Raw genomic sequence first — 25,017 nt, 5'->3', positions numbered from 1 at the left:
AGCAGGGGAGGAGATTTCCATGTCCAGTTTCAAGGTTGCGTTGAATTTCGAGGACGGCGTCACCCGCTTCATCGACTGCAAGGCGGGGGAGAAGGTGCTCGATGCCGCGTTTCGGGCGAGGATCAACCTTCCCGTGGATTGTTCCGATGGCGTGTGCGGCACCTGCAAGTGCCGCGCCGAAAGCGGGCGCTACGATCTGGGCGACGATTACATCGAAGACGCCCTGAGCGAGGACGAGAAAGCGGGTGGGCTCGTGCTGACCTGCCAGATGGTGCCGCAAAGCGATTGCGTGATCGCGGTTCCCACCTCGTCCACCGCGTGCAAGACGGAGCAGAGCCGCTTCGTTGCCACCGTGGCGAAAGTCGAGCCGCACAACGACGCGGCCGTGGTGCTCGAACTCGATGTGGACGCAACGGCCCCGGTCTTCCTGCCTGGTCAGTACGTGAATATCGACGTGCCGGGCAGTGGCCAGCACCGTTCGTATTCGTTTTCGTCGGCGCCCGGCGAAACGAAGATCAGCTTTCTGATCAAGAAGATTCCGGGCGGCGTGATGAGCCACTGGCTGGAAGCGGCCCGGCCCGGCGACAAGCTGGACCTGCACGGGCCGCTTGGCAGCTTCTACCTGCGCGACGCGCAGCGGCCGCTCCTGTTCCTCGCCGGCGGCACGGGGCTCGCACCGTTCCTTTCGATGCTCAAGGTGCTGGCGCGCACGGCGCCGCAACAGAAGGTGCATCTGATCTACGGCGTCACGCGGGATCTCGATCTCGTGCAGGTCGAGGCGATCGAGGCCTACACGGCGAAGCTGCCGAACTTCAGCTTTGCTACCGTCGTGGCGCACGAGGACTCGACGCATCCGCGCAAGGGCTGGGTCACGCAGCACATCCCCGCCGATGCCCTGAACGATGGCGACGTCGATGTCTACCTCTGCGGTCCGCCGCCGATGGTCGATGCCGTACGGAAGTACTTCGACGACGAAGGCATGCAGCCGAACAGCTTCCATTACGAGAAGTTCACCCCGAACGTCGTCGCCAGGGCGGCATGATCATGCAACGACTTATGCAACGATTCCCGCAACGATTCGCGGGCAAGGTCATCGTGGTCACGGGCGCCGCGCAGGGTATCGGCCGTGGCGTAGCGCTGCGGGCGGCAGCCGAGGGCGGCCAGGTCGTCCTCGTCGACAGGGCGGATTTCGTGGCCGAGGTGGCCGCCGAAGCGCAGGGTGCGGCCACGGCCGGATTCGTCGCCGACCTGGAGACGTACGAAGGCGCGCAGGCGGCCATGGCGTTTGCGGTCGAGCGGTTCGGCGGCATCGACATCCTGATCAACGGCGTGGGCGGCGCCATCCGCATGCGCCCGTTCGCCGAATTCGAGCCGGCACAGATCGACGCGGAGATTCGCCGCTCGTTGATGCCCACGCTCTATACCTGTCACGCTGTGCTGCCGCATATGCTCCGGCGCGGGGGCGGCACGATCGTCAATCTATCGTCGAATGCCACGCGCGGTATTCGGCGCGTGCCGTATTCGGCGGCCAAGGGCGGCGTCAATTCCTTGACCCAGTCGCTCGCGATGGAATACGCACAGCACAATATTCGCGTGGTGGCCAGCGCACCGGGCGGCACCAGCGCGCCGCCGCGGCGCGTCCCCCGCAATGCCGCGGGCGATAGCGAACAGGAAAAGGCCTGGATGAACGAAGCCGTGCAGCAGGTCACGGAATCGACCTTCGTCAAGCGCTACGGCACGCTTGACGAACAGGTGGCGCCCATCCTCTTTCTCGCCTCGGACGAGGCCAGCTACATCACGGGCGCCGTATTGCCGGTGGCCGGCGGCGACAACGGCTGACTCGCCGGCGCCGGCCGTTGAAATTTCCGGGCGTCTGGATATACTCCGATGCGTCGCCGGCCCCCGCCGGCTTTGCAACGGAAGCGCGGTCTTGCGCGAGGGCACATGAACGTCGATCTGGGCACGCACGTGAGTGCGCATATGAACGCTCACACGGCCTACACGGCGCTCGACCTGATCGGCACGTTCGCCTTCGCGATTTCCGGCGCGGTGGCCGCGCGGCAGCGGCGGCTCGATCTCTTCGGCATCATCGTCGTGACCTTCATGGTGGCATGCGGCGGCGGCATCCTGCGCGATGTCTGCATCGGCGCCATTCCGCCCGCCGGGCTCTCGAACTGGGCCTATCTGGCCGTATCGCTCGTCGCGGCGCTGCTCACCATCGTCGCCTATCCGCAGGTGCGGCGCCTGCGTCATCCCGTGCTGTTTTTCGATGCGATCGGCCTCGGGCTCTTCGCCGTGGCCGGCGCGCAGAAAGCGTGGATCTGGACGAACAGCGCGGAAACGGCCGTGGTGCTCGGCATGGTGAGCGCCGTGGGCGGCGGCGTGCTGCGCGATATCCTGCTTTCGCGCGTGCCCGCCATCCTGGAGCGCGAGATCTATGCCTCGGCGGCGCTGCTGGGCGCGGGCTTGCAGATGGGGCTCACGTATCTCGGCTGGTCTTCGTTCTGGACGCCCTGGGTGGGCACCCTCGCGTGCGTGTTGCTACGGCTCTCGTCGCTGTACTACGGCTGGCGGCTGCCTTCGTTTCATACGCGCGATCTCGCGCACAGGGCGCAGCAGCACGGGGCGCCGGACTCGCAGCGCGACCCGCACGAGGCGGCAGGCGAGGCCGACACCAAAAAGCCCTGAGCCCGCTCACCGCGCGGTTTCGACCGCGCCTTCCTTGAATAGCGCGAGCCCCACGAGGCTCACGAGCCCGCAGCCGGACACGTACCACGCCGGCGCATAAAAGCTGCCGGTGGCGCGCCACAGGGCGCCCACGGCGAGTTGCGCGAAGCCGCCGAAGAGCGTCACGCCAAGGGCGTAGATGATGCCGAGCGACGTGGCGCGCACTTGCGGGTGCAGCGCTTCGAGAATCATGAGGAAGCCGGCCGGGCTCGTGAGCGTCATGAAGCCGATCAGCACGATCACGGCGAGCAGAACCGTCCCGACGGCGGGCCAGGCTGCGATGGCGCGAAAAGCCGGAAACACCAGCGCGAGCGAGACGCAGGACGCCACGCCGATCAGCGGCTTGCGGCGCGGGATGCGGTCGGCGAGTTTGCCGGCGAACGGCGAGCCGATCAGCAAGACGATGCCGGCTGCGCAGCCGCTCAGCGAAGCGGTGGCCGTCGGCATGCCGAGCGTGAGCGAGAGAAACGCGGGCAGGAAGAACACGATGGTGTACATCGTGGCCGTGCCGCCTATGACGAGCAGCGTGCCCGCGGCGATCTGCCGAAGGGGCAGGCGCGTGCGCGGCGCCGGCTGGGCATTGGCCGCGGCGTGGGCCGCGGGCAGCGACTCGTCGAGGCGTCTGCGCAGATAGAACCCGAGCGGGCCGATGGCGAGCCCGATCAGGAACGGCACGCGCCAGCCCCATGCGAGCAGTTGCTCGTGCGTGAGCGATTTCGAGAGCAGCACGGCGATCAGCGCGCCCGCCAGCGCCGCGCCGCCCTGGCTCGCCATCTGCCAGCTCACGAGCAGGCCGCGCCGCCCCACGCTGCCGGCTTCCATCAGCAGCGTCGTGGCCGCGCCTACTTCGCCGCCCGCCGAAAAGCCCTGCAAAAGCCGCCCGAACACGATCAGCGCAGGCGCCGCCATGCCGATCTGCGCATACGAGGGCGCGAGACCAATCAACCCGGTGCCGAGCGCCATCAGCGAAACGGTGAGCAGCAGCGCGGGCTTGCGGCCCGCGCGGTCCGCATAGGCGCCGATCGCCACGCCTCCGAGCGGCCGCATGACGAAGCCCACGCCGAAGGTGGCGAGCGACATCATCAGCGAGGCGAGTTCGTCGCCGGCGGGGAAGAACAGCTTGCCGATGATCGAGGCGAAGAAGCTGTAGACCGTGAAGTCGAAGAACTCGAGCCCGTTGCCGAGCGCGGCGGCAAGGACCGTCGTGCGGCGGCCGGGCGTGCTGCGCGTCGCAGCGGCGTGGTGAGAGGCGGTGTGCATCACTGGCTGCCTTTGAGTCCTTCGCCGTCGCGCACTTCGATGCGGCTCGTGACCGAGCGCACGCCGCTCACGCCCTGCGCGACCGAGGCGGCAATCGCAATCTGATCCTGGCTCGCCACGATACCGGTGAGCGTGATGGCGCCGTTGCGGGCGCGCACGCGGATATAGGTCGATTTGAGCCCCTGCTTGCGCGCGGCGCGCAGCGCATGGCGCACCGAGGCGGCAAGCTGGCGGTCCGTGGGCGCGGAAGCGGCGGGCGCGGGCGACGACGACGCGCCGGTTGCGGCACTCGCTTCGCTGCCGCCCTGGGCATGCGCGGCGAGGCCCGAGGTCGCGAGCAGCAGGGCGGCCAGCCAGGCCAGCGCGCGCTGGGGGCGATGGGCAGGTCGTAAGGTCATGTCGAATCTCCTCTCTCGAATATCAGAACTTGTGGTACATGCCGACGAGCACCAGATGCGGCGCCTGATAGAACTGCGTCTCGCCGTTCGCGCCGGTGTAGTTGGTGGTGATGTTGTCGACCGTGGGCTGCTCGGACGGGTAGCGCCCGTAGGTCGGCGCCGAGCCCGTGTTGCGGATCAGCGCGCCGCGCACGTAGAACGCCGTGCGTTGCGAGAGGTTGTAGTCGTAGCCGAGCGTGAGGCCGTACGAGTGGTCGGCCCAGCCGCCGACCGTGCGATACGCGAGTTCGACGCGGAAGTCGTTGCGCTTCTGGTAGCGGTACAGCGCGCCGAGCGTATAGAGCGAGGCCACGCGGTCGCCTTCGAGCCGCGGCGCGAGAAAGCTGTAGCCGGCCGAGAGTACGTAGTGGCCGCCGTCGTACAGCAGGCCTGCGGCGAAGTTGTCGGTTCGTACGTACTGCGAAGTGGTGAGCGCATTCAGGCCGTAATTGCCCAGATAGCTCAGCGTGCCGAACAGGTGGCCGTCGTAGTAGTTGAACGCGACCGCGCGCGTGGTGATGGTGGGTGCGTTCGAGCCTGCGTCGTGCAGCGAGAGCGCCACCTGCGCATTGAACGGCCCGAACCACGGCGACGAATAGCTGATCGCGTTCTGCAGGCGCGCGGCTTCGTAACTCGCGCCGGGCCCCAGGTCATACGTCCACGCGGTGAGATACGCGACGGAAGAAACCGTGCCCACCTGACCGAACACATCGATGAAGAGCGGCACGCCCACGTCGTCCTGCAGGCCGAGCTTGAGTTCGCCCGTCTTCGAAGAGCCGATGCCGATCCACGCCTCGCGATTGAACATCGTGTTCGCGGTGCCGAGCTGGCCGTCGGCCGCATTGAAGCCGTTTTCGAGGGCGAAGCGCACGCGGTAGCCGCCGCCCAGATCTTCCACACCGTACAGGCCGATCTTCGAGGTCCATTCGCCGCCGCTTTGCTGCACGAAGGCGGTTTGCGCGCCCTTGGTGAAGCCCACCGACTGGTCTACAGCGCCATAGAGCGTGACGCCGGGCGTGTACGCCGCGCTCGTGGCGTAGGGCACGCCCTGGAAGTAGTCGGTGAGAAAGAGAGCGGGCGAATCGGCGCGCGCGCCCTGGCTGGCGGCGGCGAGCGCGCTCGCATACGCAAGACCCCGCGCGCCGCGGGCAAAACCCCGTGCAGTGCGGGCAAGCCGCATGCGCGGCAATCCGGATCGGGCGGATGGAGACGGCAGGATGCTGCTTGCTGACATTGATGGGCTCTTTTCTTTAGGTTGGTCAGACACTGCGGGAAATGAGCGGCGTCGCGCAGGGGGCGAGAAGTGGATGCGCGCCGCCGCCGGATAACACCCTGTCAATCGCGCTTCAGATTCAGATAGCGTTCCGTGAGCGCGACGAACCATGCCGCGCCCCAGGCGAGCGCCGCATCGTTGAAGTCGTAGGCCGGGTTGTGGACGGCACAGCCGCCCACCTGGCCCACGCCATTGCCTAGCAGTACGTAGCAACCGGGAAGCTTCTCGGTCATCCACGAGAAGTCTTCGCTGCCCATCACCGCTTCGGGCATCATCGAAAGCGCGGCTTTGCCGGCCACGGCCTCGATGGCTTCGATGGCGAGTTCGGTCGATTCGCGCTCGTTCACGAGCGGGCGCGAGATCGCGCGATAGTCCACCGCGGCCGTGGCGCCGTAGCTTTGCGCCTGCAATTCCGCAATGCTGCGAATGCGGGCTTCGAGCGTGTTGCGGGTTTCGCTGTCGAGCGCCCGAACGGAGAGCTGGAGTGTGGCGCTCGCGGGGATCACGTTGCCGGCCGTGCCCGCGTGGATCGAGCCGACCGTTACCACCGCCGCGCGCGTGGCCTCGATGTTGCGCGAGACGATCGTTTGCAGCGCCATCACGATGCTCGCTGCGGCCACTACCGGGTCGCAGGCGAGATGCGGCATGGCGCCGTGGCCGCCGCGGCCCGTGATCGTGATGGTCGCCGTGTCGGAGGAGGCCAGCATGCAGCCGTGGCGCACCGCGAAGTGGCCCACCGGCAGTCCCGGCGCGTTGTGCAGCGCGTACACGCGGTCGCACGGGAAGCGCTCGAACAGGCCCTCGGCGATCATGCGCGCCGCGCCGCCCAGGCCCTCCTCGGCCGGCTGGAAGATCACGTTGAGCGTGCCGTCGAACTGCGCCTGGGTGGCGAGGTGATGCGCGGCGGCGAGCAGCGTGGCGGTATGGCCGTCGTGGCCGCACGCGTGCATGGTCTGGGCGACGGTGCTGGCATAGGGCAGGCCCGTGGCCTCCTGAATGGGCAGCGCATCCATGTCGGCGCGCAGGCCGATCGCGCGGGACGAACCGCCGCGCTTCAGTTGCCCGACCACACCGGTGCCGCCGATGCCGGTCGTGACGTCATACCCCCATTGGGCAAGCTGTTCGGCAACGATCTGCGCGGTGCGCGTTTCGCCAAAGCCGAGTTCGGGGTGGGCGTGGATATCGTGGCGGATCGAGATGAACCGGTGTTCCGACTCGCGAAGGGCGGCGAGCAGCGGGGCGTAGTCCTGCGTCATGTGCTGGGGTCTCCATGGCCGTGGGCGGTGACGGCTTCTGGAGACCAAGCGTAAGGACGATCGGTCGAAATAAAAAAGCAAAAATTCGAATGCCGATAACCAATGGTAATATCACCCGCATTATGAAAATTCACCAGTTGCGCGCGCTCGTCGAAATTGCGGCTACCGGCAGCCTCAACGGCGCCGCGCGCCGGCTGCACGTTACCCAGCCGGCCGTGACCAAGGCCATACGCGAGCTGGAGGACGAGTTCGGCGTGCGGCTGCTGGAGCGCAACCCCTGGGGCGTCGTACCCACGGCCGAGGGCGCGGCGCTTTTGCAACGGGCGCATACGGTGGTGCGCGAAATGGAGCGCGCGGAGGAGGATCTCGCGCATCTGAAGGGGCAGCGCGACGGCAAGCTTCTGGTGGGGGTGACGCCTATTGCGGGCACCTCCGGGCTCACCGACGCCTTCACCGAGTTCCGGCGGCGCTGGCCGCTCGTCTCGATCGAGTTTCGCGAGCTAGGCTTTCATCAGCTTGGCGAGCAGTTGCGCAACCGGACCCTCGATCTTGCGTTTGCTGCCTTTCCGGTTCGCCCCGACGACGGCGCCGGGTCCGTGCAGGCGCTGTTCTCGTTCGAATCGGTGTTCGTGACGCGCGCGACGGGCACGTTTGCCCGCGCGGCGAGCCTGGAAGCGTTGCAGGAAGCCGAGTGGATCCACACCGACGTGACCGACAACTACCCGCTCTACATTCGCGCGATGTACGAGCGTGCGCAGCTCGAGCCGCCGCGTCGCGTGACGCGCTGCACCTCGTACGCGCTCTTCTACGCCTTGACGCTGAGCACCGACGCGGTGTTCGCGTGGACTCGCCATTCGCTCGAAGAAACGCAGCTCGGTAGTTCGTTTGTCGAACTCCATCTCCCGGAGCCGCCGCCGCCGCTGCATCTTTACCTGTACTCGCCGCCCGAGGCGCAACTCACGCGTCCCGCTGAATACTTCGTCGATTGCATTCTCGAAGTCGCCCGGCGGCGCATGGGGCAGGCGTCGAACCGGCAGGGCGTTGGCCGCGAGGGGATCGACCGGCGGTTGAGCCGCCGTAGCTGAAGCCGCCGGCGGCGGTGCGCGCTTCAGTCCTGCACGGCCACCACGGCTTCGATCTCCACCGTGATGTTGCCCGGCAGCGACCCCACGCCCACGGCCGAGCGCGAGTGACGTCCGGCGTCGCCGAGAATATCGACGAAAAGATCGGAGCAGCCGTTGATCACGCGCGGATGTTCCGCGAAATCGGGCGTGGCGTTCACCATGCCGAGCAGCTTGACGATGCGCCGCACGCGCCCCAGATCCCCCAGTTCCTGATGCAGCACCGAAAGCAGGTTGAGGCCCACGAGCTTCGCGTGGTCATACGCCTGCTCGGCGCTCACGGTCGCCCCCACCTTGCCGGTCATGAGCTCGCCGCAGGCATTGACGGGGCCTTGCCCGGAGAGAAACAGCAGATCGCCTTCCCGTACGCAGTGCACGAAGTTGCCGATCGGCGCGGGCACCTGAGGCAGCGCGAGGCCGCGGTGAAGCAGACGGTCGTAGCAGGTCGTCGGATCGGATGCCATGAAGAAGTTCAGGAGTGCGATTTAAGAGTCAGTGAAGGGACGGCGGCCGCGGTTCAGGCGGACGGCTCCTGGGATTCGTGCCGGCGGTACTGCCAGCCAAGACGCGTTTCGATGCGCGCGGCGGCCTCGCGCACGGCCTGGGCGTAAGGCTCGGCCCCCTTGGCGGCCTTGACCTCGGGCATCACGATGGAAATCGTGAAGACGCACACGCCCGCGTTGTCGATCACGGGTGCGGCGAGGCAGGCCACCGACGCGTCGGACTCGCCGATCTGGATCGAGAGCCGCGCATCGAGCGCGTCGCGCGCGTTCTTCGCGAGTACTTCGATGCGCGTTTCGGCGCGTCCCGTGGGCGAAGGCCGGGTGTAGCGGCTGAAGAAGGCAAGGCGCTCGTCGTCGGGCAGATGGCCGACGAGCAGACGCCCCGACGCGGTCCAGTTCGGCGGCACGCGGCTGCCCACGCGCGAAGTCACGCGGAAGTGGCCGGGCCCCTCGGCCATCTGCAGCACGACCATCATCCCTTCCACGAGCCCGCAGATCTGCACGGTTTCCTCGGCCTCGGCCGAGAGCCGCTGCATCTCCTCGGTGGCCACCGTCATGTAGTCGAGCGAGCGCGCGTAGCTGAGGCCATAGCCGTACAGGCGCGAGCCGAGCCACAGCGTGCCGTCCGCCGCGCGCGAGAGCAGGTTTCGCTCCACGAGGTCGTTGATGATCGTGTAGACCGTGGAGAGCGGAGCGCCGACCGTGCGCGCGATTTCGTATGCCGTGGCGGGGCGTTCGGCTTCCTGCAGCGCATCCAGGATCTGCACCACGCGCTCGATGGCGTTCGTGCGGGTGCGCGGCGCGCTGGCCGGGGCCTGGGGGCTCTCCGCGCTGCCGTTTTCTCCGGCGTTGGAGGCGGCGTGCGGTTCGGTCTTCTGATGAGCCGCGGCCGCGGGGCGGCCGGCTCGCGGCGACGGGGACGAGCGTGTCATCGGTTTCCTCTGATGCTGGGCGGGTCAATTTTGACCAGTTGACCCGCGTTTGTTCTATGTTAGACTGATCCGTAATTAAAGCATATATTTCGTAATTACGGAATAAAACTCGGAGGCGATGGTGATGACACTGGATATCCGCTCGCGTTTCGGCTTGCGCCCGGTGATCAACGTGTCCGGCACGATGACGAGCCTGGGGGCTTCGATCGTCGGCCCGCAGGTGATCGAAACCGTTGCCGGCGTCCTGTCGCAGTTCGTCGAGATCGACGATCTCCAGCGCAGGGCGTCGGCTGCCATCGCCGCCGCCTGCGGCGCCGAAAGCGGCTACGTGACCGCCTCCTGTTCGGCCGCCATCACGCTCTCCATCGCCGCCACCATGACGGGCGACGACCCCGGCCTCATCGAGCGGCTGCCCGACACCGCGGGCCTCGCTAACGAAGTCGTCGTGCAGACCGGGCATCTCGTCAACTACGGCGCGCCGATCGACCAGGCCATCCGTCTTGCGGGCGCGCGCGTCGTGCCGGTGGGCGCCGCCACCGAGGCGCACGGCTACCAGCTCGCCTCGGCCATCGGCGAACGCACCACCGCGGCGCTCTTCGTCGTCTCGCATCATACCGTCGGCTACGGCCTGATCCACCTGGAAGAATTCATTGCCGTCGCGCACGGCAAGGGCGTGCCCGTGATCGTCGATGCCGCTTCCGAATACGACCTGCGGCGTTTCATTGCGGCGGGCGCGGACATCGTGCTGTACTCGGCGCACAAGTTCCTGGGCGGCCCAACTGCCGGCATCGTCGCGGGGCGCAAGGCGCTCGTGCGGGCCGCGTATTTCCAGAACGGCGGCATTGGCCGCGGCATGAAGGTGGGCAAGGAAGGGATTGCCGGCGCGATCGCGGCACTCGAAGCCTGGCGCACGCGCGATCACGCGGCCGTGCGCGAACGCGAGCGTGGCTATCTCCAGTTGTGGCGCGATGCGCTCAACGGCCTGCCGGGTTTCACGGCCACCCTCGATCCCGATCCCACCGGCAATCCGCTCGAACGCCTGCGCGTGTCGGTCGATACGAAGCTCGCGCGCATCAGCGCCTGGGATCTCGTCGATGCGCTGGCGCGGCCGCGCGGCGATGCGCGGCCCGTGATCGCCCGCGACCACGAGGCCGAGCTCAACTACTTCTTTCTCGATCCGTGCAATCTGCATCCGGGCGAAGCGCAGCTCGTTGCCGAGCGGCTCGTCGAGGAAATCGGCCATGCGCAGCGCGCGAGCGAGCCTGTCGTCACGCCGTTCCATCAGCGTGATGCAAGACGTCAAGCCGCGCGCCTGCGCTGGCCTGACTGAGTGGTAACCGGGCGGTAAGGCGGGAAGCACCGCGGCCCGGCATCGGGCTGGGCGCTTCACGTTCGTCGTTTCAAATTAGTACTACTACCTATATCGCGATGCAGCCTTCATCGCGAGGTCTTTCTACGGCTTGAGGAAACCATCATGCAAAAACAATTCGTTCGTACAGCGCTTGTGACCGGTGCAGTCGGTATCGCCGGCGCGGGTGCCGCCCTCGGCGCGAGCAGCGCGTGGGCGCAGAGCAGCGTCACGCTGTACGGCATCGTCGATGCGGGCATCACCTACACCAGCAATCAGGCTGGCCACAGTGCCTGGCAGGCGACCCAGGGCAACGTGCAGGGCTCGCGCTGGGGCCTGCTCGGCACCGAAGACCTGGGCGGCGGCACGAAGGCGCTGTTCCGGCTCGAAAACGGCTTCAGCGCGGAAACCGGCGCACTGGGGCAGGGCGGCCGCATGTTCGGCCGCAGCGCATGGGTGGGCATCGCCAACGACCGCTTCGGCACGCTCACGCTCGGGCGCCAGTACAACAGTGTGCAGGACTACCTCTCGAACCTGCAGATCAACGGCGTGGGCGCGTTGAGCCAGTACGCCAACGCGGTGTACGACAACGACGACCTGAACAACACGTACCGTACCGATAACGCGGTGAAGTACACCACGCCGACCGTTGCCGGCCTCACGGCCAACGCGATGTACGCGTTCTCGAACACGCCGGGCGAGTTCGCCAATAACCGCGCGTGGAGCGTGGGCGCCGATTATGTGTCGGGACCGCTGCGCCTCGACGCTGCGTACTCGCTCACGAACAACCCGGCCTCGAACACCGCCGGGGCAGCGCCTTCGGACAACTACTACGGCACCGGCTCTTCGATCATCAGCAACGTGAAGCGCAATCAGGTGTGGGGCGCGGGCGGCGCCTACACGTTTGGCCCGGCCACGCTCGCCTTGCTGTACACGAACTCGCAGTTCCAGATTATTTCGGGCGGCACGCTGCGCTTCGCGAACTACGAGGCGAGCCTGCGCTACCAGTTCACGCCGGCCACCCTGGTCTCGCTCGGCTACATCTACACGAGCCAGAACAGCAGCGCGGCGAGCGCGCCCGATGCGCACTACAACCAGATCGCACTGGGCGGCGAGTACTTCCTTTCGAAGTCGACCGACCTCTACCTGAACGGCATCTACCAGCGCGCCAATGGCATGAACGCCTGGATCGAAGGCATCGGCAAGGCGTCGAGCAGCGGCAACCAGATCGCCGCCGTGGCAGGCATTCGCCACAAGTTCTGATCGTGCGCCACCGCGTGCGGCATGCGCCGCGCGCGGCGGTTTTCCCTACTTTTCTTCAGGAATCCCTATGGCGACTGTTCAGGGCAGCCTGCTCCTCGTCTATGCGCTGGTGGCGATCGTCGTACTCGTCGTGCTGATCGCGCGCTTCAGGCTCAATCCGTTCATCACGCTGATGGGCGTGTCCGTCGTGCTTGCGCTCGCGGTGGGCATGCCGATGGCGTCGATACTCAAGTCGTTCGAAACCGGCGTGGGCGGCACGCTCGGCCACATCGCGATCGTGGTGGGTCTTGGCACGATGCTCGGCAAGATGATGGCCGAATCGGGCGGCGCGGAGCGCATCGCGCGCACGATGATCGAACGGTTCGGGCCGAAGAACGTGCACTGGGCGATGATGTGCATTGCGTTTCTGGTCGGCCTGCCGGTGTTCTTCGAAGTGGGCTTCGTGCTGCTGATTCCGATTGCGTTCAACGTCGCGCAGCGCACCGGCACCTCCATGATCCGCGTGGGCATTCCGATGGTCGCCGGGCTTTCGGTCGTGCATGGACTGATTCCGCCGCACCCGGCCGCGCTGCTGGCCGTGACCGCCTATCACGCGGATATCGGCCGGACCATTTTCTATGCGCTGATTGTCGGCATCCCCACCGCCGTGCTCGCGGGGCCGCTGTTCTCGGGGTTCGCCAACCGCATGGTCGTGCTCGAAGGCCCGAACCCGCTCGCACAACAGTTCGTCGAAGAGGGGCAGGCGCGCATGAAGCAGGCCCTGCCGGGTTTCGGCATCACGCTGCTCACGGTGCTGCTGCCCGTGGTGCTGATGCTGCTCGGCAGCTGGGCCGACCTGCTGGTCGCGCCGAAGACGAAGGCGAACGACTTCCTGCACCTGATCGGCCATCCCGACATGGCGCTGCTGCTCGCCGTGCTGCTGAGCTTCTATACGTTCGGCACGGCGCGCGGCTTCGGGCGCGACGCGATCCTGAAGTTCACCAACGAGTGCCTCGCGCCCACCGCGAGCATTACGCTCGTTGTGGGCGCGGGGGCCGGCTTCGGTCGTATCCTGATCGACAGCGGCACTTCGAAGGCTATCGTCGATGTCGCGCTGGGCGCTCACGTGCCGCTCCTGCTGCTCGCGTGGCTCGTGGCGGCGCTGATTCGCGTGGCCACGGGTTCGGCCACCGTGGCCATGGCGACTGCCGCGGGTATCCTCGCGCCTATCGCGGCGGCGGCTGCCGGCACGGCTTCGGCGGTGCGGCCCGAACTGCTTGTGCTGGCAACGGGTGCGGGCTCGCTGATCCTCTCGCACGTGAACGATGGCGGTTTCTGGCTGGTGAAGGAATACTTCAACATGACCGTGGCCCAGACCTTCAAGACGTGGACCGTCTGCGAAACGATCATTTCCGTCGTGGCGCTGGCGTTCACGCTGGGTCTTTCGGTCGTCATTTAGGAGGAAGCAAACGATGAGCAAGGTTCGGCAACTCGAGATTCCTGGTTTTCCCGGTTCGTCGGCGCGGCGCGTGTGGTTGAAGAGCGTGAGTGCCATGGCGGCAGTTTCGGCCATGGGCACGCTCGCCGGCGCACCGCCTGCGCGCGCGGCGGCAGCGAGCAAGTCCGCGGCGCCCATGAAAGCGGCGCAGGACGGCAAGGCACTCATGGCCTTTGTCGGCACCTACACACCGCATGGGCTCGGTATCCACCGCTTTCGCGTGGATCGCGCAACGGGCAAGCTCGACGCGCTGGAGCCGGTGCAGGGCATCGAGAATCCGAGTGCGCTTGCCATCGACGCGCAACAGCGTTTTCTCTTCAGTGTGAGCGAGGTGAAGAACTACAACGGCACGACGAACGGTTCGGTGAGTTCGTACGCAATCGAACCGGGCACGGGTGCGTTGCGCCAGCTCAGCACGGTCAATTCGCAGGGTGCGGGGCCGGTGTATCTGAGCCTGCATCCCAACGGCCGTTTCCTGCTGGTTGCGAACTACGTGAGCGGCAGCGTCGCGGTGCTGCCGGTGGGCGGTGACGGCACGCTGGGCGAAGCGGTTTCCGTGCAGGCCCCGCAGGCTCCCGCGGGCGCGCAGCATGCGGCCGAAGGCGTGCCGGGCAGCTTCGCGATCAGCGACCACGACGGTCCGCACGCGCATACGATCGTGCCGTCGCCGGACGGCCGCTTTGCGATCTCGACGGACCTGGGCGTCGATCGAACCTATATGTGGAAGTTCGACGAGACGAGCGGCGCTCTCGCGCCGAACGATCCGCCTTTCGTCGCGGCGTCGGCGGGGGCGGGGCCGCGCCACGTTGCCTTCCATCCGAACGGCCGCTACCTGTACGAAGTGACCGAGGAGGCCTCGACACTCGTGACTTACGGCTACGACGCCGCGCGCGGCACGCTGGCGCAACTCCAGTCGGTTTCGACCTTGCCCGCGGGCTACGAAGGCACGAGTTTCGCATCGGAAATCATGCTTTCGCACGATGCGCGCTTCATCTACGTGGCCAACCGGCTGCACGATACGATCGCGCAGTTCGGCATCGGGGCGGACGGCCGCGTTCACTGGATCGGCGAAATCCACACCGGCGGCGACTATCCGCGTGTGATCCGCTTCGATCCCACCGGGCGTTTCCTTTACGCCCTGAACCAGCGCAGCGATCACATCGCCATCTTCGCGGCCGACAAGGCAAGCGGCAAGCTGCGCTTCACCGGCACGTATGTCGCGGTGGGCAGTCCTTCGGATATCGCGTTTGCCGCGGTATAGATCTCGGGTGCAGGTCCCGGGTACAGGTCGGATACGCGGCTGAACGGCTGCGTGTTTTCGGATCGGAAATAAAAAACCGCACACGCCGAAAAAGCGTGTGCGGTTCGCCTCTGTCACCACAGGTCCGGCGCCTGGCCGGACGCGCGATCAGAAGATGTTGCGCAGGCCGACAGCGACGCCGGTCTGGTTGTTGCGGCCCGGGTAGTCCGCGAGGTAAGCGCCCGTGCCGCGCGTGAAGTCCACCGTGCCGTAGACTTCCGTGCGCTTCGAGAGCGAGTACTCGGCCAGCAGCGTTGCCGAATAGTTGATACCGACGCCAAGCGTTCCGTCGAGCGTCTCCGCGTTGCGTGCGTGGCCGTAGTAGCCCGCTGCCGTGAGCGCCAGCGGTGCCGTCACCTGCCACGTGGTGCCCACGTAGAAGTTGTCGTCGATACGGTTCGGGCTCACGTGCGCGAGCGACGGCGCGCCCGATTGCTGTTCAGCCAGATCGACCGTGCCCGTCTGATCCTGCGAGTGCAGCCAGCCTGCCAGCAGCTTGATGTCCGGCGTGACGGTATAGACGAGGCCCAGGTTGCCGATGTTGAACTTCTTGCCCGAGACGTCGTTCTGCTGCCAGCCCGCCATGGCCTGGACCGGACCCAGCGTGTACGAAGCGGTCAGGCCGTACATGCTGTTTTCGCCCGTGCTGCCCGGCACGCCGCCGAAGCCGTACATGCCTTCCACGTGCAGGCCGGCGAAGTCGTTCTGGTACTTGATCGAGCTGTTGGTGAACAGGAACGGACCGACCGGGTTATACGCCCAGCTGTCCTGCCAGAAGTCGGCAACGGTCAGCGGATCGTAGATGTTGCCCATCATCTCGAAGAAGGGCGTTTGCTGGCGACCGAGCGTCAGGGTACCGTACTGCGTGTTCGAAAGGCCGACGTAAGCATTGCGCTGGAACAGCTGGTTGCTGCTGTTGTCGAGTTTGCCCGACCAGAGCTGGAACTGGTTTTCCAACTTGAAGATCGCCGACGTGCCGCCGCCGAGATCTTCCGTGCCCTTCAAACCGAAGCGGCTCGGCGTTTCGACGCCTTCGCCCATGGCGACCTGGCCGTCGTTGTTCGAATTGGCGTTGGTGAGGTAGCGCACCGTCGTATCGACGAGGCCGTACAGCGTCACCGAGCTTTGCGCAAAGGCGGACTGAGCCGAGAGGGCAAGGAGGGCGGCGCCGACCGCAACTGCTGTTTTCTTCATGTGTGTCCCCGACGTTGTTCGCCGGCGTTGCGCGTACGCAATCGCCAGCATTGCAATTGAATCGAATACGCCGGCAATTTCCGGCGACCGAACGGACGGGATGATATTTCCATTAAATTAAGTGTTGTTATTAAATCGTTCGGGTGTCGTCCTGCCGCAACATGGAGTTGACTTCCGATTATCGGGCGCCATGTTTCGCCAGGCGCCCAAAAGGCCGTGCCTGCCGGCGCGCGCGGGTTTTCCCCATCTACCGTAAAAGGCCAGATACACGTTTCCCGGATATCTGGTTAAAATCCGACGACTTTTGTCTGGAGAATCTTTCATGAAATGCGAGCGAAAGGTACGACGCATAGGCGCCGCCCGAGGCCGTCTGCCGTTTGTCGCTGCGCTCGTGCTTTTCGCGTTCACCGGAGTGACGCCGGCGGCCTTTGCCGAACTCGGCGGTATGCCCACGCTTGGCGGTGCGGCTCCGCAAACGTCGGCGCCGGCGGCCTCCCGGGCGAAGGAAGTTGCGCACGCCACGGATAGCACGGCGGGGGCAGCCACGAGCAGCGCTTTTGCATGGAGCTCGCGCGAGACGACGCTCGCCAACGGCACGGTCGAGCGCGAGTACGTGGGCGCGGATGGCCTCGTGTTCGCCGTTGCGTGGCGCGGCCCGCGCCGCCCGGAGCTCTCGACGCTGCTCGGCGCCGGCTACGCGACGCAGATGGCGCAGAGCGCCCGGCTGATGCGCAAGGCGGGTCTGGGCTCGCATAGCGTGACGTCGCTGGCTGGCGGGACCTTCGCCGCACGCGCCATCGTGCGCCAGCGCTATTCGGCAGGCATTGCGTGGCTGCCGCAAAAGCTGCCCGCGGGCGTGAAGCCCGATGCACTGGGTATTGTTTCGGGTACCTGAATCTTCAACGGGCGTGGTGCCCGGAAAACAAAAAAGCGAACATGGCACAGCAAACGGGGCAGTGCGCCGAGATCGGTGCGGGCGCAACGGATTGGAATTCTATGAAGCGCGGCTGGGCCAGGATCGGCGGCGGGCGCGGATACTTCGCCGCGGTCTGCGTGGCTGCCGCGATGGTGTTGAGCGCCTGCGGCGGCGGTGGATCGAGTTCCGCCACCGACAACGCCGCGGGTTCGGCGAGCGGCGCCAGTAGTGCGAATGGTGCGTCGTCGTCGGGCAGCACCGGCAGTTCGTCGTCGTCGGGCAGCGGCGCGTCGTCCTCCGGATCGGGGAACGGGAATGCATCGGCAGGCGGCGCGAACGGCCCGGTCGAGGGCAATTCGATGGCGCTCGCGGTGGGCAAGGGCGTAGCCGGCGACGGCGCGAACCAGCCCGAAGTCAGCGTGCAGATCTGCGCGCCCGGCACGAACGTGTGTCAGACCATCGACCACGTGCTGATCGACACGGGCTCGACCGGCGTGCGCATTGCGAGCGCGGCGTTGAGCCCGCAACTGCTTGCGGCCCTGCCGCAGGAAACGGTGAGCGGCTCGGCGCTCGGCTCCTGCGAACAGTTCCTCGACGGCTATACGTGGGGATCGATGCGCGTGGCCGACGTGACGCTCGGGCCGAAGTCGGCTTCGTCGCAGCCGCTGCAGATTTTCGGTGATACCTCGATTGGCTACGTGCCGAACGATTGCAGCGACAACGGCACGCTCACATCCGAAAACACCCCGGCCGAGTTCGGCGAAAACGGTGTGATCGGCGTGTCGGCGGCCTTGCAGGATTGCGGCACGGCTTGCGTTCAGCAAGCGCTTTCGTCGTCCTACTACGCGTGTGCGGGCGGCACGTGCCAGAGCACGACCGTACCGCTGGCGCAGCAGGCGCAGAATCTCGCGGCCGGTTTCGCGCAGGACAATAACGGCGTGGTGCTGAGCTTGCCCGCCATTGGCGCCACGGGGGCGGCTTCCGTGTCCGGCACGCTCTATTTCGGCGTGGCGACGCAGACCAATAACGCCATGACCGGCGCCACGGTGCTCCAAACCGACCCGAACACGTTCAACAACGTGGTGACGTACGAGGGCGCGCTCTATCCGGACAGCTTCATCGACAGCGGCTCGAACTTCTTCTTCCTGAACGACGTAACGATTCCGCGCTGCTCGTCGTCGAACGACTTCTATTGCCCGTCGGGTACCCTGTACCGGACCGTTTCCATGGCATCGGCTACCGGGGCGGCGCTCAGCGAGAGCTTTTCGATTGCCAACGCGCAGACGCTCTTCAATAGCTACCCGAGCGACGTGGCGTTCAACAACATCGCCGGCACGGGCTATACGGGCGCCATCGATTTCGGGCTGCCGTTCTTCTTTGGGCGATCGATTGCGGTGCTCAACGAGGGGCAAACCGCGCTGGGGCAGGCGGGGCCATTTACGGCGATTGGTCCGCTTTGAGGTAGAACCCAAGGAAGAGTCCGCCGCAAGGCGGATTCTTCTTTTTTGGCAAGAAATACGGGACTCCGAAGTAATTTCTCAGGTTGCCCGGGGTCGATCATGGCGATGCGAGAGCCTTGGTGCCGCGCACGGTCAAGACCGGGTCGCCTCGATAAAAACCCCAGGCCCCGCGCCCGAATAATTCCTTGACACACTGTCAGCGCACACCGTAATCTACGTCGGCAGATCTAGATAAGAGACTATCTGTAAGATGGTCTCTTATGCGCGAAGCAATTGCATGGGCCCTCTTGCAGAAATAACCAGGAGACGGCTTGTGCAAACAATCGCGGTCAAAATTCGTGGCGTCGACGACGTCATAGCCTTTATCGATTCCTGTTCGGGCATAGCCGGCCGCGCCGGCATCATCTGGTGGCTCGCACTGGGTGGCCTGTTTCTCGACGCATTCTCCAATTCCGCCTTGAGCGCCGGCCTCGCGCCGATGACGCGCGACCTGCGTCTCGACGCGGCCGAAGTCGCGCTCATGACGTCGTTCGCTTCGTGGGTGGCCATTGCATTCAATCCCATCGGCGGGTGGATGGCCGACCGTTGGGGGCGCGTCAGGCCCCTCGTGCTCGCGAAGGTATTGGCGCTCGCAGGCGCGTTGCTCGTCATGTTCGCGCCGGGCTTCGAAGTCGTGCTCGCCGGCCGTTTCTTTGTCGGCATGGCTTATGGCATCGACTTCGCCATCGCCATGGCGATGCTCGCCGAATTCACGCCGGCGCACCTGAAAAGCCGCCTCAATGCGTGGCAGGGCATGTGGTACACGGCCGTCTGCCTGAACCTCGTGCTCGCGCTGCTGTTTCACTCGTGGCAGGTGGGCGATGCCATCTGGCGCTATTCGATTGCGGCCACCGCCGTATTCAGCGTGGCGATTCTCGTGCTCCAGGTGCTCTTGCTCGTGGAGAGCCCCACCTGGCTCGCGCGCAAGGAACGGGTCGTGGATGCGGCCGCGGCCATGACCCGCATCTATGGGCGCAGCTTCGTCGCCGCTCCGGTTGAGGAGCGCGTGCCGGTGCTGAACCAGGCACGGCGCGGCCTCGCGAACGTCGCACTGATCTTTCGCGGCATCTATCTTCCGCGCACCTTGCTTGCCGCCACCGTGCAGATCGGCCAGTCGCTCGAATACTTTGCGATTGGCTGGTATCTGCCGCTCATCAGCGCGGCGCTCTTCGGCAAGGACTTCGTTTATGCGACGCTCGGCGCGCTGCTCTTCAACGTGTTCGGCATCGCGGGCGGTTTCATGTCGCCGCTCGTGGGCCGCTGGATCGGGTTGCGGCGCGCCTCGGCTATCGGCTTTGCCGCCGTGTTCGCCATGCTGCTCGTGCTCGGACTCTATGGAGCGAAGCTGCCGATGTGGATGTCCGTGGTCGTGCCGTCGCTCTTCATCTTGTTTCACTCGGTGGGGCCCGGTGCCAACGGCAAGAGCCTTTCTTCGCTCTCGTTTCGCAGCGAATTGCGCGCGGGCGCGAACGGTGTGGTCGGCGCGCTGGGCTCGATCGGCGCCGCGCTCGGGCTGCTCGTCTTTCCGTTGTTCCGCGAGCGCTATGGGCTCGAACACACGTTTCTCATTCTCGCGGTCGTGCCGTGCGTCGCGAGCGTGATCTGCTTCGCGATCCGCTGGGATCCCACGCGCAGCACCGTCACGCCCGATAACGAGCCCGATGCGCCGCAATTCGAAGGCGACGACCGTCAAGCCGACGCCTTCCTCAACCCGGTCATGGAGGATTCCCGGCGATGAGCCAGCAGCAGCGAGTCATACTCGCCATCGATGAAGGAACGTCGGGCACTCGCGCCGCAGTGGTCGATGCGAAGGGCCGCGTGTCGTGCCTCGCGTACCGTTCGTTGCGGGTGGAGAGCCCGCAGCCCGGCGTGGTCGAGCAGGACGCGAACGTCACGCTCGAAAAAACGCTGGAAGTGTGCCGCGCCACGCTCGCGCAGGCAGCACAGGAAGGGCTGGAGGTGATCGCGCTGGCCATCGCGACGCAGCGCGCCACGGCCGTGCTGTGGGACACGCGCACCGGACGGGCGCTCGTGCCCGCGATGGTGTGGCAGGACACGCGCCACCGGGACGCGCTCGCACAACTCGCGCCCGACTGGGACCGGACGCTGATCGAGCGCGTGGGGCGGCCCGCTGGCGTGCGCTCGCCGTATCTGTGGGCCGCGGGGCATCTGCGCGAAACCGCCGCAGTGAGAGAGGCGCAGCGCCAGCGGCGCCTTGCGTTCGGCACGATGGATACGTGGCTGCTCTGGCATCTCTCGAACGAGGGCGCGTGCGTGACGACGCCCACCAACGCGACTTCGGCGAGCGCCTACGTGCTCGCCGGGCACTGCTACTACCGCGCGTGGCTCGACGCGCTGGGCTTTCCCGCGGACCTGCTGCCGGCGCTGCGCGAGGATGCCGATACGTTCGGCCGCACGCGCGCGGACCTGCTCGGCATCGACGTGCCGATTCTCGCGTGTGCCGGCGATCAGCTTGCGGGCGGCGTCGGGCTCGGCTGTCTCGACCGCGGGCAGTCGATGTGCGTGCACGGCACCGGCAGCTTCGTCGATCTCCTGATCGGCACGGCGCTGCCGCCCGCAACGGCGGGCCACGACGGCACGCTCGTGATGACCGCGCGCCGCCACGGCGGCGTCTCGCACTTCTCGCTCGAAACGTTCGTGCCGACCACGGGTTCCGCGCTGAACTGGATCTGCGAGAAGCTGCGCTGGTTCGACGACCCGAAGGCGATTGCCGCCCAGGCCGCCACGGTCGCGTCGTCACGCGGCGTTGCGTTCCTGCCCGCGCTCACGGGCCTGCGCGTGCCGAAGCTCGAACCCGCGGCACGCGCGTCGCTCTGCGGCATCTCCATTGCCACCACGCAGGCCGAGATTGCCTACGCGATTCTCGAAGGCATCGCGCAGTCGGTCGCGCTCTGCGTGGAGGCCAACGAGGCAGTGGCGGATGTCGCGACGGGGGAACTCATCGTCGGCGGCGGCCTTTCGGGTAGCGATACGCTGCTGCAGATGCAGGCCGATCTGTGCGGCGTGCCGGTGCGCCGCATGGCGGAAAGCGACCGCGCGAGCCTGCGCGGCGCGGCCTTTCTGGCGGGCGCCTCGGGGCTGCTGTGGGACTCGCTGGACGAGGCGCGCGCGACGCTCGCCACCGATGCGGTGTTCGAACCCAATGCCTCGCCGGAAACCCGCACGCACCGCCGCGCAACCTGGCGCGCCCGCGTGGAGGCGGAGCTCGCGCACGCGGCGCAATTCGACCAAGCTTGAGCAGGAGAACGAACTACATGCTGTGGATGCCATCCAGAAATGCCAATCGCGAACGCGCGAAGCTGACCGCAACCGAGCCGCTTCGGCTCGTGCGTGCGGAACAGCTTGACCGGCTGCAAAGCGAAGCATTCGACATCGTTATCGTGGGCGGCGGGGTGACGGGGGCGTACGCGGCGCTCGATGCGAGCCTGCGCGGCTATCGCGTGGCGCTGATCGAAAAGAGCGACTTCGCCTCGGGCACCTCGTCGAAGTCGTCGAAAATGGTGCATGGGGGCCTGCGCTATATCGAGCAGGGCAATCTGGGCCTCGTGCGTCATTCGCTGCTGGAGCGCCAGCGCTTGCGCAGAAATGCGCGCCATCTCGTGCAGCGCCTGCCGTTTCTTTTTCCGGTGCTGGAGAAGGATGGCGTATTCGATCCGCGCCTCGCGAAAGCATTCGAAAGCCTGCTGTGGACCTACGACATTGCCGGCGGCTGGCGCGAAGGCATTCTGCACCAGAAGCTCACGAAGGCCGAGGTGCTTTCGCATTGCCCGACCTTCAACGAAGCTCATCTCAAGGGCGGTTTCCTGTACTTCGACGCCCGCGTGGACGACGCGCGGCTCACGCTCACGCTGGCGCGCACGGCGGCGTTCCACGGCGCGGCGGTCGTCAATCACGCGAAGGTGGTGGAGCTCACGCGCAACGGGCAGGGCAAGGTGGACGGTGCGATCGTGCAGGCGGACGGCCGCGAGCGGCGTGTGCGGGCGGGCGTGGTGATCATGGCCACGGGCGTGTGGCTGCGCGACTGGAGCGGGGCCAGGAAGGGCGACACCGCAGCGCTGCAGATCCGGCCCGCGAAGGGCGTGCACGTGGCGATTCCCTGGCTGAAGATCCGCAACGACTGCACGGTGACGATACCCGTGCCGGGCCGCAGCCGCCGCGCCACCATCACGCGTTGGGGCAACGTCTCGTACCTTGGGACAACTGACGAAGACTACGACGGCAATCTCGACGACGTGTACTGCACGCGCCAGGAACTCGATTTCCTGCTGGAGGGCGCGCGCTCCGCGCTCAAGACCGATCTGTGCGCCGAGGACGTGGTGGGCAGCATTGCCGGCTGCCGCCCCCTCGTGGGGCCGCCGGGCGGCAAGACGCTGGAGATGAAGCGCAATCACGAGATACATACCGCGCCGGATGGTCTCGTCACGATTGTGGGCGGCAAGCTCACGACCTCGCGCCATATGGCCGAGCAGACCATCGACGCGGCACAGAAGGTGATCGGCCAGCATCGCCGCTGTTCGACGCGCTCGGCTTACCTGCTCGGCGCGGCGGGCTACGACGCGCAGGCTATCGTCGCCTCGGGCGGCCTGGGCGCGCATCTGGGCGAGCGCTACGGCACCGAAGCGCGCTTCGTGAGCGATCTGCTTCAGGCCGACCCGCGCCTCGTCAAGCCCGTGGTCGAAGGGCTGCCCTATACCGAAGCCGAAGTGCTCTATGCCGTGCGCCACGAACTGGCGGGCAGCGTGGACGACGTGCTCTCGCGCCGCATGCGCGCGCGTCTCATGGCACGCGACGCGTCGGCGCAAGCCGCGGCGCGCGTAGGTGAAATTCTGCAATCCGAACTCGGCCTGTCCGCCGACACAGTCGCAAGCCAGGTGCGCGACTACGTCGCTTCGGTCGAGCACGAAAAATCCGTTCTGATGGGAGACAGCGAATGATCAGCAAGGAAGCAATCAAGCGTGGCTATAACCGTGGCAACTATATCGTCGGTGCGCCTACACCGCCCGCATGGTCGGCCTCGCTCAAGGAAACCGGCACCGAAGCCGGTCTCCAGCGCGACCCGGTGCGGCTCACCGCGCAACAGATCGATAGGCTCGGCACGCTCGCGGACGAAGTGCTCGTGGCGACGCCGGACGTGGTGGCCTGCACGCGCGACTGGTGGGCGCGCACGATGATCGCCGAAACGGGCGGCAAGCCGGCGACGCCGCATGCGGTCGTGGTGCGCGTTTCGAGCGTGGAGCAGGTGCAGGCGGTGATGCGCTTTGCGCACGAAGCGGCGATTCCGGTCACGCCATCGGCGGGCCGCAGCAACGTGACGGGCGCAGCGCTCCCGGTGCGCGGCGGTATCGTGCTGGACGTGTGCGGACTGAAGCGGCTACTGGGCTTCGACCGCGAGAGCCAGATCGTGGAAGTCGAAGCCGGCATGTTCGGCGACATCTTCGAAGAGACGATCCAGCGCGAGTATCGCATGACCCTCGGCCACTGGCCGTCCTCTTATGCGATCAGCACCGTGGGCGGCTGGGTGGCATGTCGTGGCGCGGGGCAGCTTTCCACGCGCTACGGCAAAATCGAAGACATGGTGTTCGGCATGGACGTGGTGCTCGCGGATGGGCGCCTCGTCACGCTCGGCGGTTACTCGCGCGCGGCGGTGGGGCCGGACCTCCAGCAGCTCTTCATCGGCTCCGAAGGCACCCTGGGCGTGATCGTGCGCGTGCGCCTGAAGCTGCACCGTCTGCCCGACTATGGGCGTGCGATCGCCTACGGTTTCAGCTCGTTTGCGAAGGGCCTGGAAGCGTGCCGCGAAATTCTGCAAGGCGGCGCCAATCCGGCGGCGCTGCGGCTCTACGACGAACTCGAAAGCGGCTTGCAGTTCGGGCTGCCCGAGACGAACGTGCTGCTCGTGGCGGACGAAGGCCCGCGCGAGAGGGTGGATGCCGTACTCGCGATCAGCGAGCGCGTGTGCAAAACGCTCGGCGAAAAACTCGACGAAGGCGCGATCTTCGAGAAGTGGCTCGACACGCGCTACCTCACCGGCAAGAGCGCGGAGGGCTTCAAACGCAGTCCCGGCCTCGTGGCGGATACGCTCGAAATGATCGGCCCCTGGAAGGATCTCGCGGGGATCTACGACGACGTGGTGAAGGCCATCAACGCGGTGCCGGGCACGCTCGCCGGGTCCGCGCACCAGTCGCATGCCTATGTCGATGGCGCCTGCCTGTACTTCTCGCTGCGCGGCGACGTAGAGGTGGCCGACCGCGCGCACTGGTATCGCACCGCGTGGGATGCCGCGAACCGCGTGATCATCCAATACAATGCGACGCTGAGCCACCACCACGGCGTAGGTCTGCTGCGCGCGCCCTACATGCGCGATTCGCTCGGCAGCGCCTTCCCGCTGCTGGAGGCGATCAAGCGCACGCTGGACCCGAAGAACATTCTCAACCCGGGCAAGCTCGGCCTGACCGATACGCTCGAACACGAAGCGAAGTAACCGATCTAC

22 protein-coding genes are annotated in these 25,017 nt (G+C 66.4%); 14 read left to right on the top strand and 8 right to left on the bottom strand.

Annotated elements, in window-relative coordinates:
• The first annotated feature begins 19 nt into the window (after positions 1–19).
• The 3 genes from benC (at position 20) to BFE01S_RS38280 (ending at position 2,688) form a co-directional block, all read left to right on the top strand.
• Positions 20–1,042, top strand: a complete 1,023-nt coding sequence (gene benC, locus BFE01S_RS10955; RefSeq protein ID WP_028225521.1) for a benzoate 1,2-dioxygenase electron transfer component BenC — start codon at positions 20–22, stop codon at positions 1,040–1,042.
• A 2-nt stretch (positions 1,043–1,044) separates the two neighbouring features.
• Positions 1,045–1,839, top strand: coding sequence for a benzoate diol dehydrogenase BenD (gene benD / locus BFE01S_RS10950; RefSeq protein WP_245621082.1), 795 nt, complete (start codon positions 1,045–1,047; stop codon positions 1,837–1,839).
• A 141-nt stretch (positions 1,840–1,980) separates the two neighbouring features.
• Positions 1,981–2,688: a trimeric intracellular cation channel family protein gene (locus tag BFE01S_RS38280; protein WP_084169757.1), complete on the top strand. Its 708-nt coding sequence runs from the start codon at positions 1,981–1,983 to the stop codon at positions 2,686–2,688.
• A 6-nt stretch (positions 2,689–2,694) separates the two neighbouring features.
• Here BFE01S_RS38280 and BFE01S_RS10940 read toward each other — a convergent pair whose 3' ends face one another.
• From BFE01S_RS10940 to BFE01S_RS10925, 4 genes are all read right to left on the bottom strand, one after another.
• A complete protein-coding gene (locus tag BFE01S_RS10940; RefSeq protein WP_028225519.1) occupies positions 2,695–3,987 on the bottom strand; it encodes an MFS transporter in 1,293 nt (430 codons plus the stop codon).
• Entirely contained in the window at positions 3,987–4,385 is a 399-nt protein-coding gene (locus BFE01S_RS10935; RefSeq protein WP_042337487.1) for a BON domain-containing protein, read from the bottom strand. The genes BFE01S_RS10940 and BFE01S_RS10935 overlap by 1 nt, the downstream gene beginning before the upstream one ends.
• 22 nt (positions 4,386–4,407) lie before the next feature.
• Positions 4,408–5,604: a porin gene (locus BFE01S_RS10930; RefSeq protein WP_028225517.1), complete on the bottom strand. Its 1,197-nt coding sequence runs from the start codon at positions 5,602–5,604 to the stop codon at positions 4,408–4,410.
• 155 nt (positions 5,605–5,759) lie between these two features.
• The gene (locus BFE01S_RS10925; RefSeq protein ID WP_028225516.1) at positions 5,760–6,953 is read right to left on the bottom strand and encodes a M20 aminoacylase family protein; all 1,194 of its coding nucleotides are present in this window, start codon (positions 6,951–6,953) and stop codon (positions 5,760–5,762) included.
• Between the two features lie 122 nt (positions 6,954–7,075).
• Between BFE01S_RS10925 and BFE01S_RS38275 the strand changes: the two genes are divergently transcribed.
• Positions 7,076–8,038, top strand: a complete 963-nt coding sequence (locus tag BFE01S_RS38275) for a LysR family transcriptional regulator (protein ID WP_063834414.1) — start codon at positions 7,076–7,078, stop codon at positions 8,036–8,038.
• A gap of 23 nt (positions 8,039–8,061) precedes the next feature.
• Here BFE01S_RS38275 and BFE01S_RS10915 read toward each other — a convergent pair whose 3' ends face one another.
• Both BFE01S_RS10915 and BFE01S_RS10910 read right to left on the bottom strand, forming a co-directional pair.
• Positions 8,062–8,538 (bottom strand): RidA family protein, encoded by a 477-nt coding sequence (locus tag BFE01S_RS10915; RefSeq protein ID WP_028225515.1) that lies wholly within the window; start codon positions 8,536–8,538, stop codon positions 8,062–8,064.
• Between the two features lie 53 nt (positions 8,539–8,591).
• Positions 8,592–9,509: an IclR family transcriptional regulator gene (locus BFE01S_RS10910; protein ID WP_028225514.1), complete on the bottom strand. Its 918-nt coding sequence runs from the start codon at positions 9,507–9,509 to the stop codon at positions 8,592–8,594.
• 124 nt (positions 9,510–9,633) lie between these two features.
• Here BFE01S_RS10910 and BFE01S_RS10905 point away from each other — a divergent pair, with 124 nt between their 5' ends.
• The 4 genes from BFE01S_RS10905 (at position 9,634) to BFE01S_RS10890 (ending at position 14,858) form a co-directional block, all read left to right on the top strand.
• Entirely contained in the window at positions 9,634–10,839 is a 1,206-nt protein-coding gene (locus BFE01S_RS10905; protein WP_028225513.1) for an aminotransferase class V-fold PLP-dependent enzyme, read from the top strand.
• Between the two features lie 144 nt (positions 10,840–10,983).
• Positions 10,984–12,120: a porin gene (locus tag BFE01S_RS10900; protein ID WP_174464446.1), complete on the top strand. Its 1,137-nt coding sequence runs from the start codon at positions 10,984–10,986 to the stop codon at positions 12,118–12,120.
• A 67-nt stretch (positions 12,121–12,187) separates the two neighbouring features.
• Positions 12,188–13,558 (top strand): GntT/GntP/DsdX family permease, encoded by a 1,371-nt coding sequence (locus tag BFE01S_RS10895; protein WP_028225511.1) that lies wholly within the window; start codon positions 12,188–12,190, stop codon positions 13,556–13,558.
• 13 nt (positions 13,559–13,571) lie between these two features.
• Positions 13,572–14,858, top strand: a complete 1,287-nt coding sequence (locus BFE01S_RS10890) for a lactonase family protein (protein ID WP_052420859.1) — start codon at positions 13,572–13,574, stop codon at positions 14,856–14,858.
• Positions 14,859–15,005: 147 nt separating this feature from the next.
• Here the strand turns inward: BFE01S_RS10890 and BFE01S_RS10885 are convergent, their stop codons facing one another.
• On the bottom strand, positions 15,006–16,091 hold the full coding sequence (locus BFE01S_RS10885) for a porin (RefSeq protein WP_028225509.1): 1,086 nt from the start codon (positions 16,089–16,091) through the stop codon (positions 15,006–15,008).
• 322 nt (positions 16,092–16,413) lie between these two features.
• On the opposite strand from BFE01S_RS10885, the gene BFE01S_RS38270 reads away from it, so the two are divergent.
• Complete coding sequence (locus BFE01S_RS38270) at positions 16,414–16,986, top strand: DUF2844 domain-containing protein (protein WP_052420858.1); 573 nt, start codon at positions 16,414–16,416, stop codon at positions 16,984–16,986.
• 4 nt (positions 16,987–16,990) lie between these two features.
• On the opposite strand, the gene BFE01S_RS45000 is transcribed toward BFE01S_RS38270, so the two are convergent.
• Complete coding sequence (locus tag BFE01S_RS45000; protein ID WP_169742619.1) at positions 16,991–17,386, bottom strand: hypothetical protein; 396 nt, start codon at positions 17,384–17,386, stop codon at positions 16,991–16,993.
• Here BFE01S_RS45000 and BFE01S_RS38265 point away from each other — a divergent pair.
• The 5 genes from BFE01S_RS38265 to BFE01S_RS10855 all read left to right on the top strand — a co-directional run bounded on the left by BFE01S_RS38265 (position 17,367) and on the right by BFE01S_RS10855 (position 25,008).
• Entirely contained in the window at positions 17,367–18,467 is a 1,101-nt protein-coding gene (locus BFE01S_RS38265) for a DUF3443 family protein (protein WP_052420856.1), read from the top strand. The genes BFE01S_RS45000 and BFE01S_RS38265 overlap by 20 nt on opposite strands.
• Positions 18,468–18,780: 313 nt before the next feature.
• The gene (locus BFE01S_RS10870) at positions 18,781–20,244 is read left to right on the top strand and encodes an MFS transporter (protein WP_028225508.1); all 1,464 of its coding nucleotides are present in this window, start codon (positions 18,781–18,783) and stop codon (positions 20,242–20,244) included.
• Entirely contained in the window at positions 20,241–21,764 is a 1,524-nt protein-coding gene (locus BFE01S_RS10865; RefSeq protein ID WP_028225507.1) for an FGGY family carbohydrate kinase, read from the top strand. Before BFE01S_RS10870 ends, BFE01S_RS10865 begins: the two co-directional genes overlap by 4 nt.
• Positions 21,765–21,781: 17 nt before the next feature.
• Positions 21,782–23,461 (top strand): glycerol-3-phosphate dehydrogenase/oxidase, encoded by a 1,680-nt coding sequence (locus BFE01S_RS10860; RefSeq protein ID WP_028225506.1) that lies wholly within the window; start codon positions 21,782–21,784, stop codon positions 23,459–23,461.
• Complete coding sequence (locus tag BFE01S_RS10855; protein WP_028225505.1) at positions 23,458–25,008, top strand: FAD-binding oxidoreductase; 1,551 nt, start codon at positions 23,458–23,460, stop codon at positions 25,006–25,008. Before BFE01S_RS10860 ends, BFE01S_RS10855 begins: the two co-directional genes overlap by 4 nt.
• Positions 25,009–25,017 lie beyond the last annotated feature (9 nt).

The organism is Paraburkholderia ferrariae NBRC 106233 (assembly GCF_000685035.1).
Classification (GTDB): domain Bacteria; phylum Pseudomonadota; class Gammaproteobacteria; order Burkholderiales; family Burkholderiaceae; genus Paraburkholderia; species Paraburkholderia ferrariae.
This window is presented reverse-complemented; position numbering and strand designations above follow the sequence as displayed.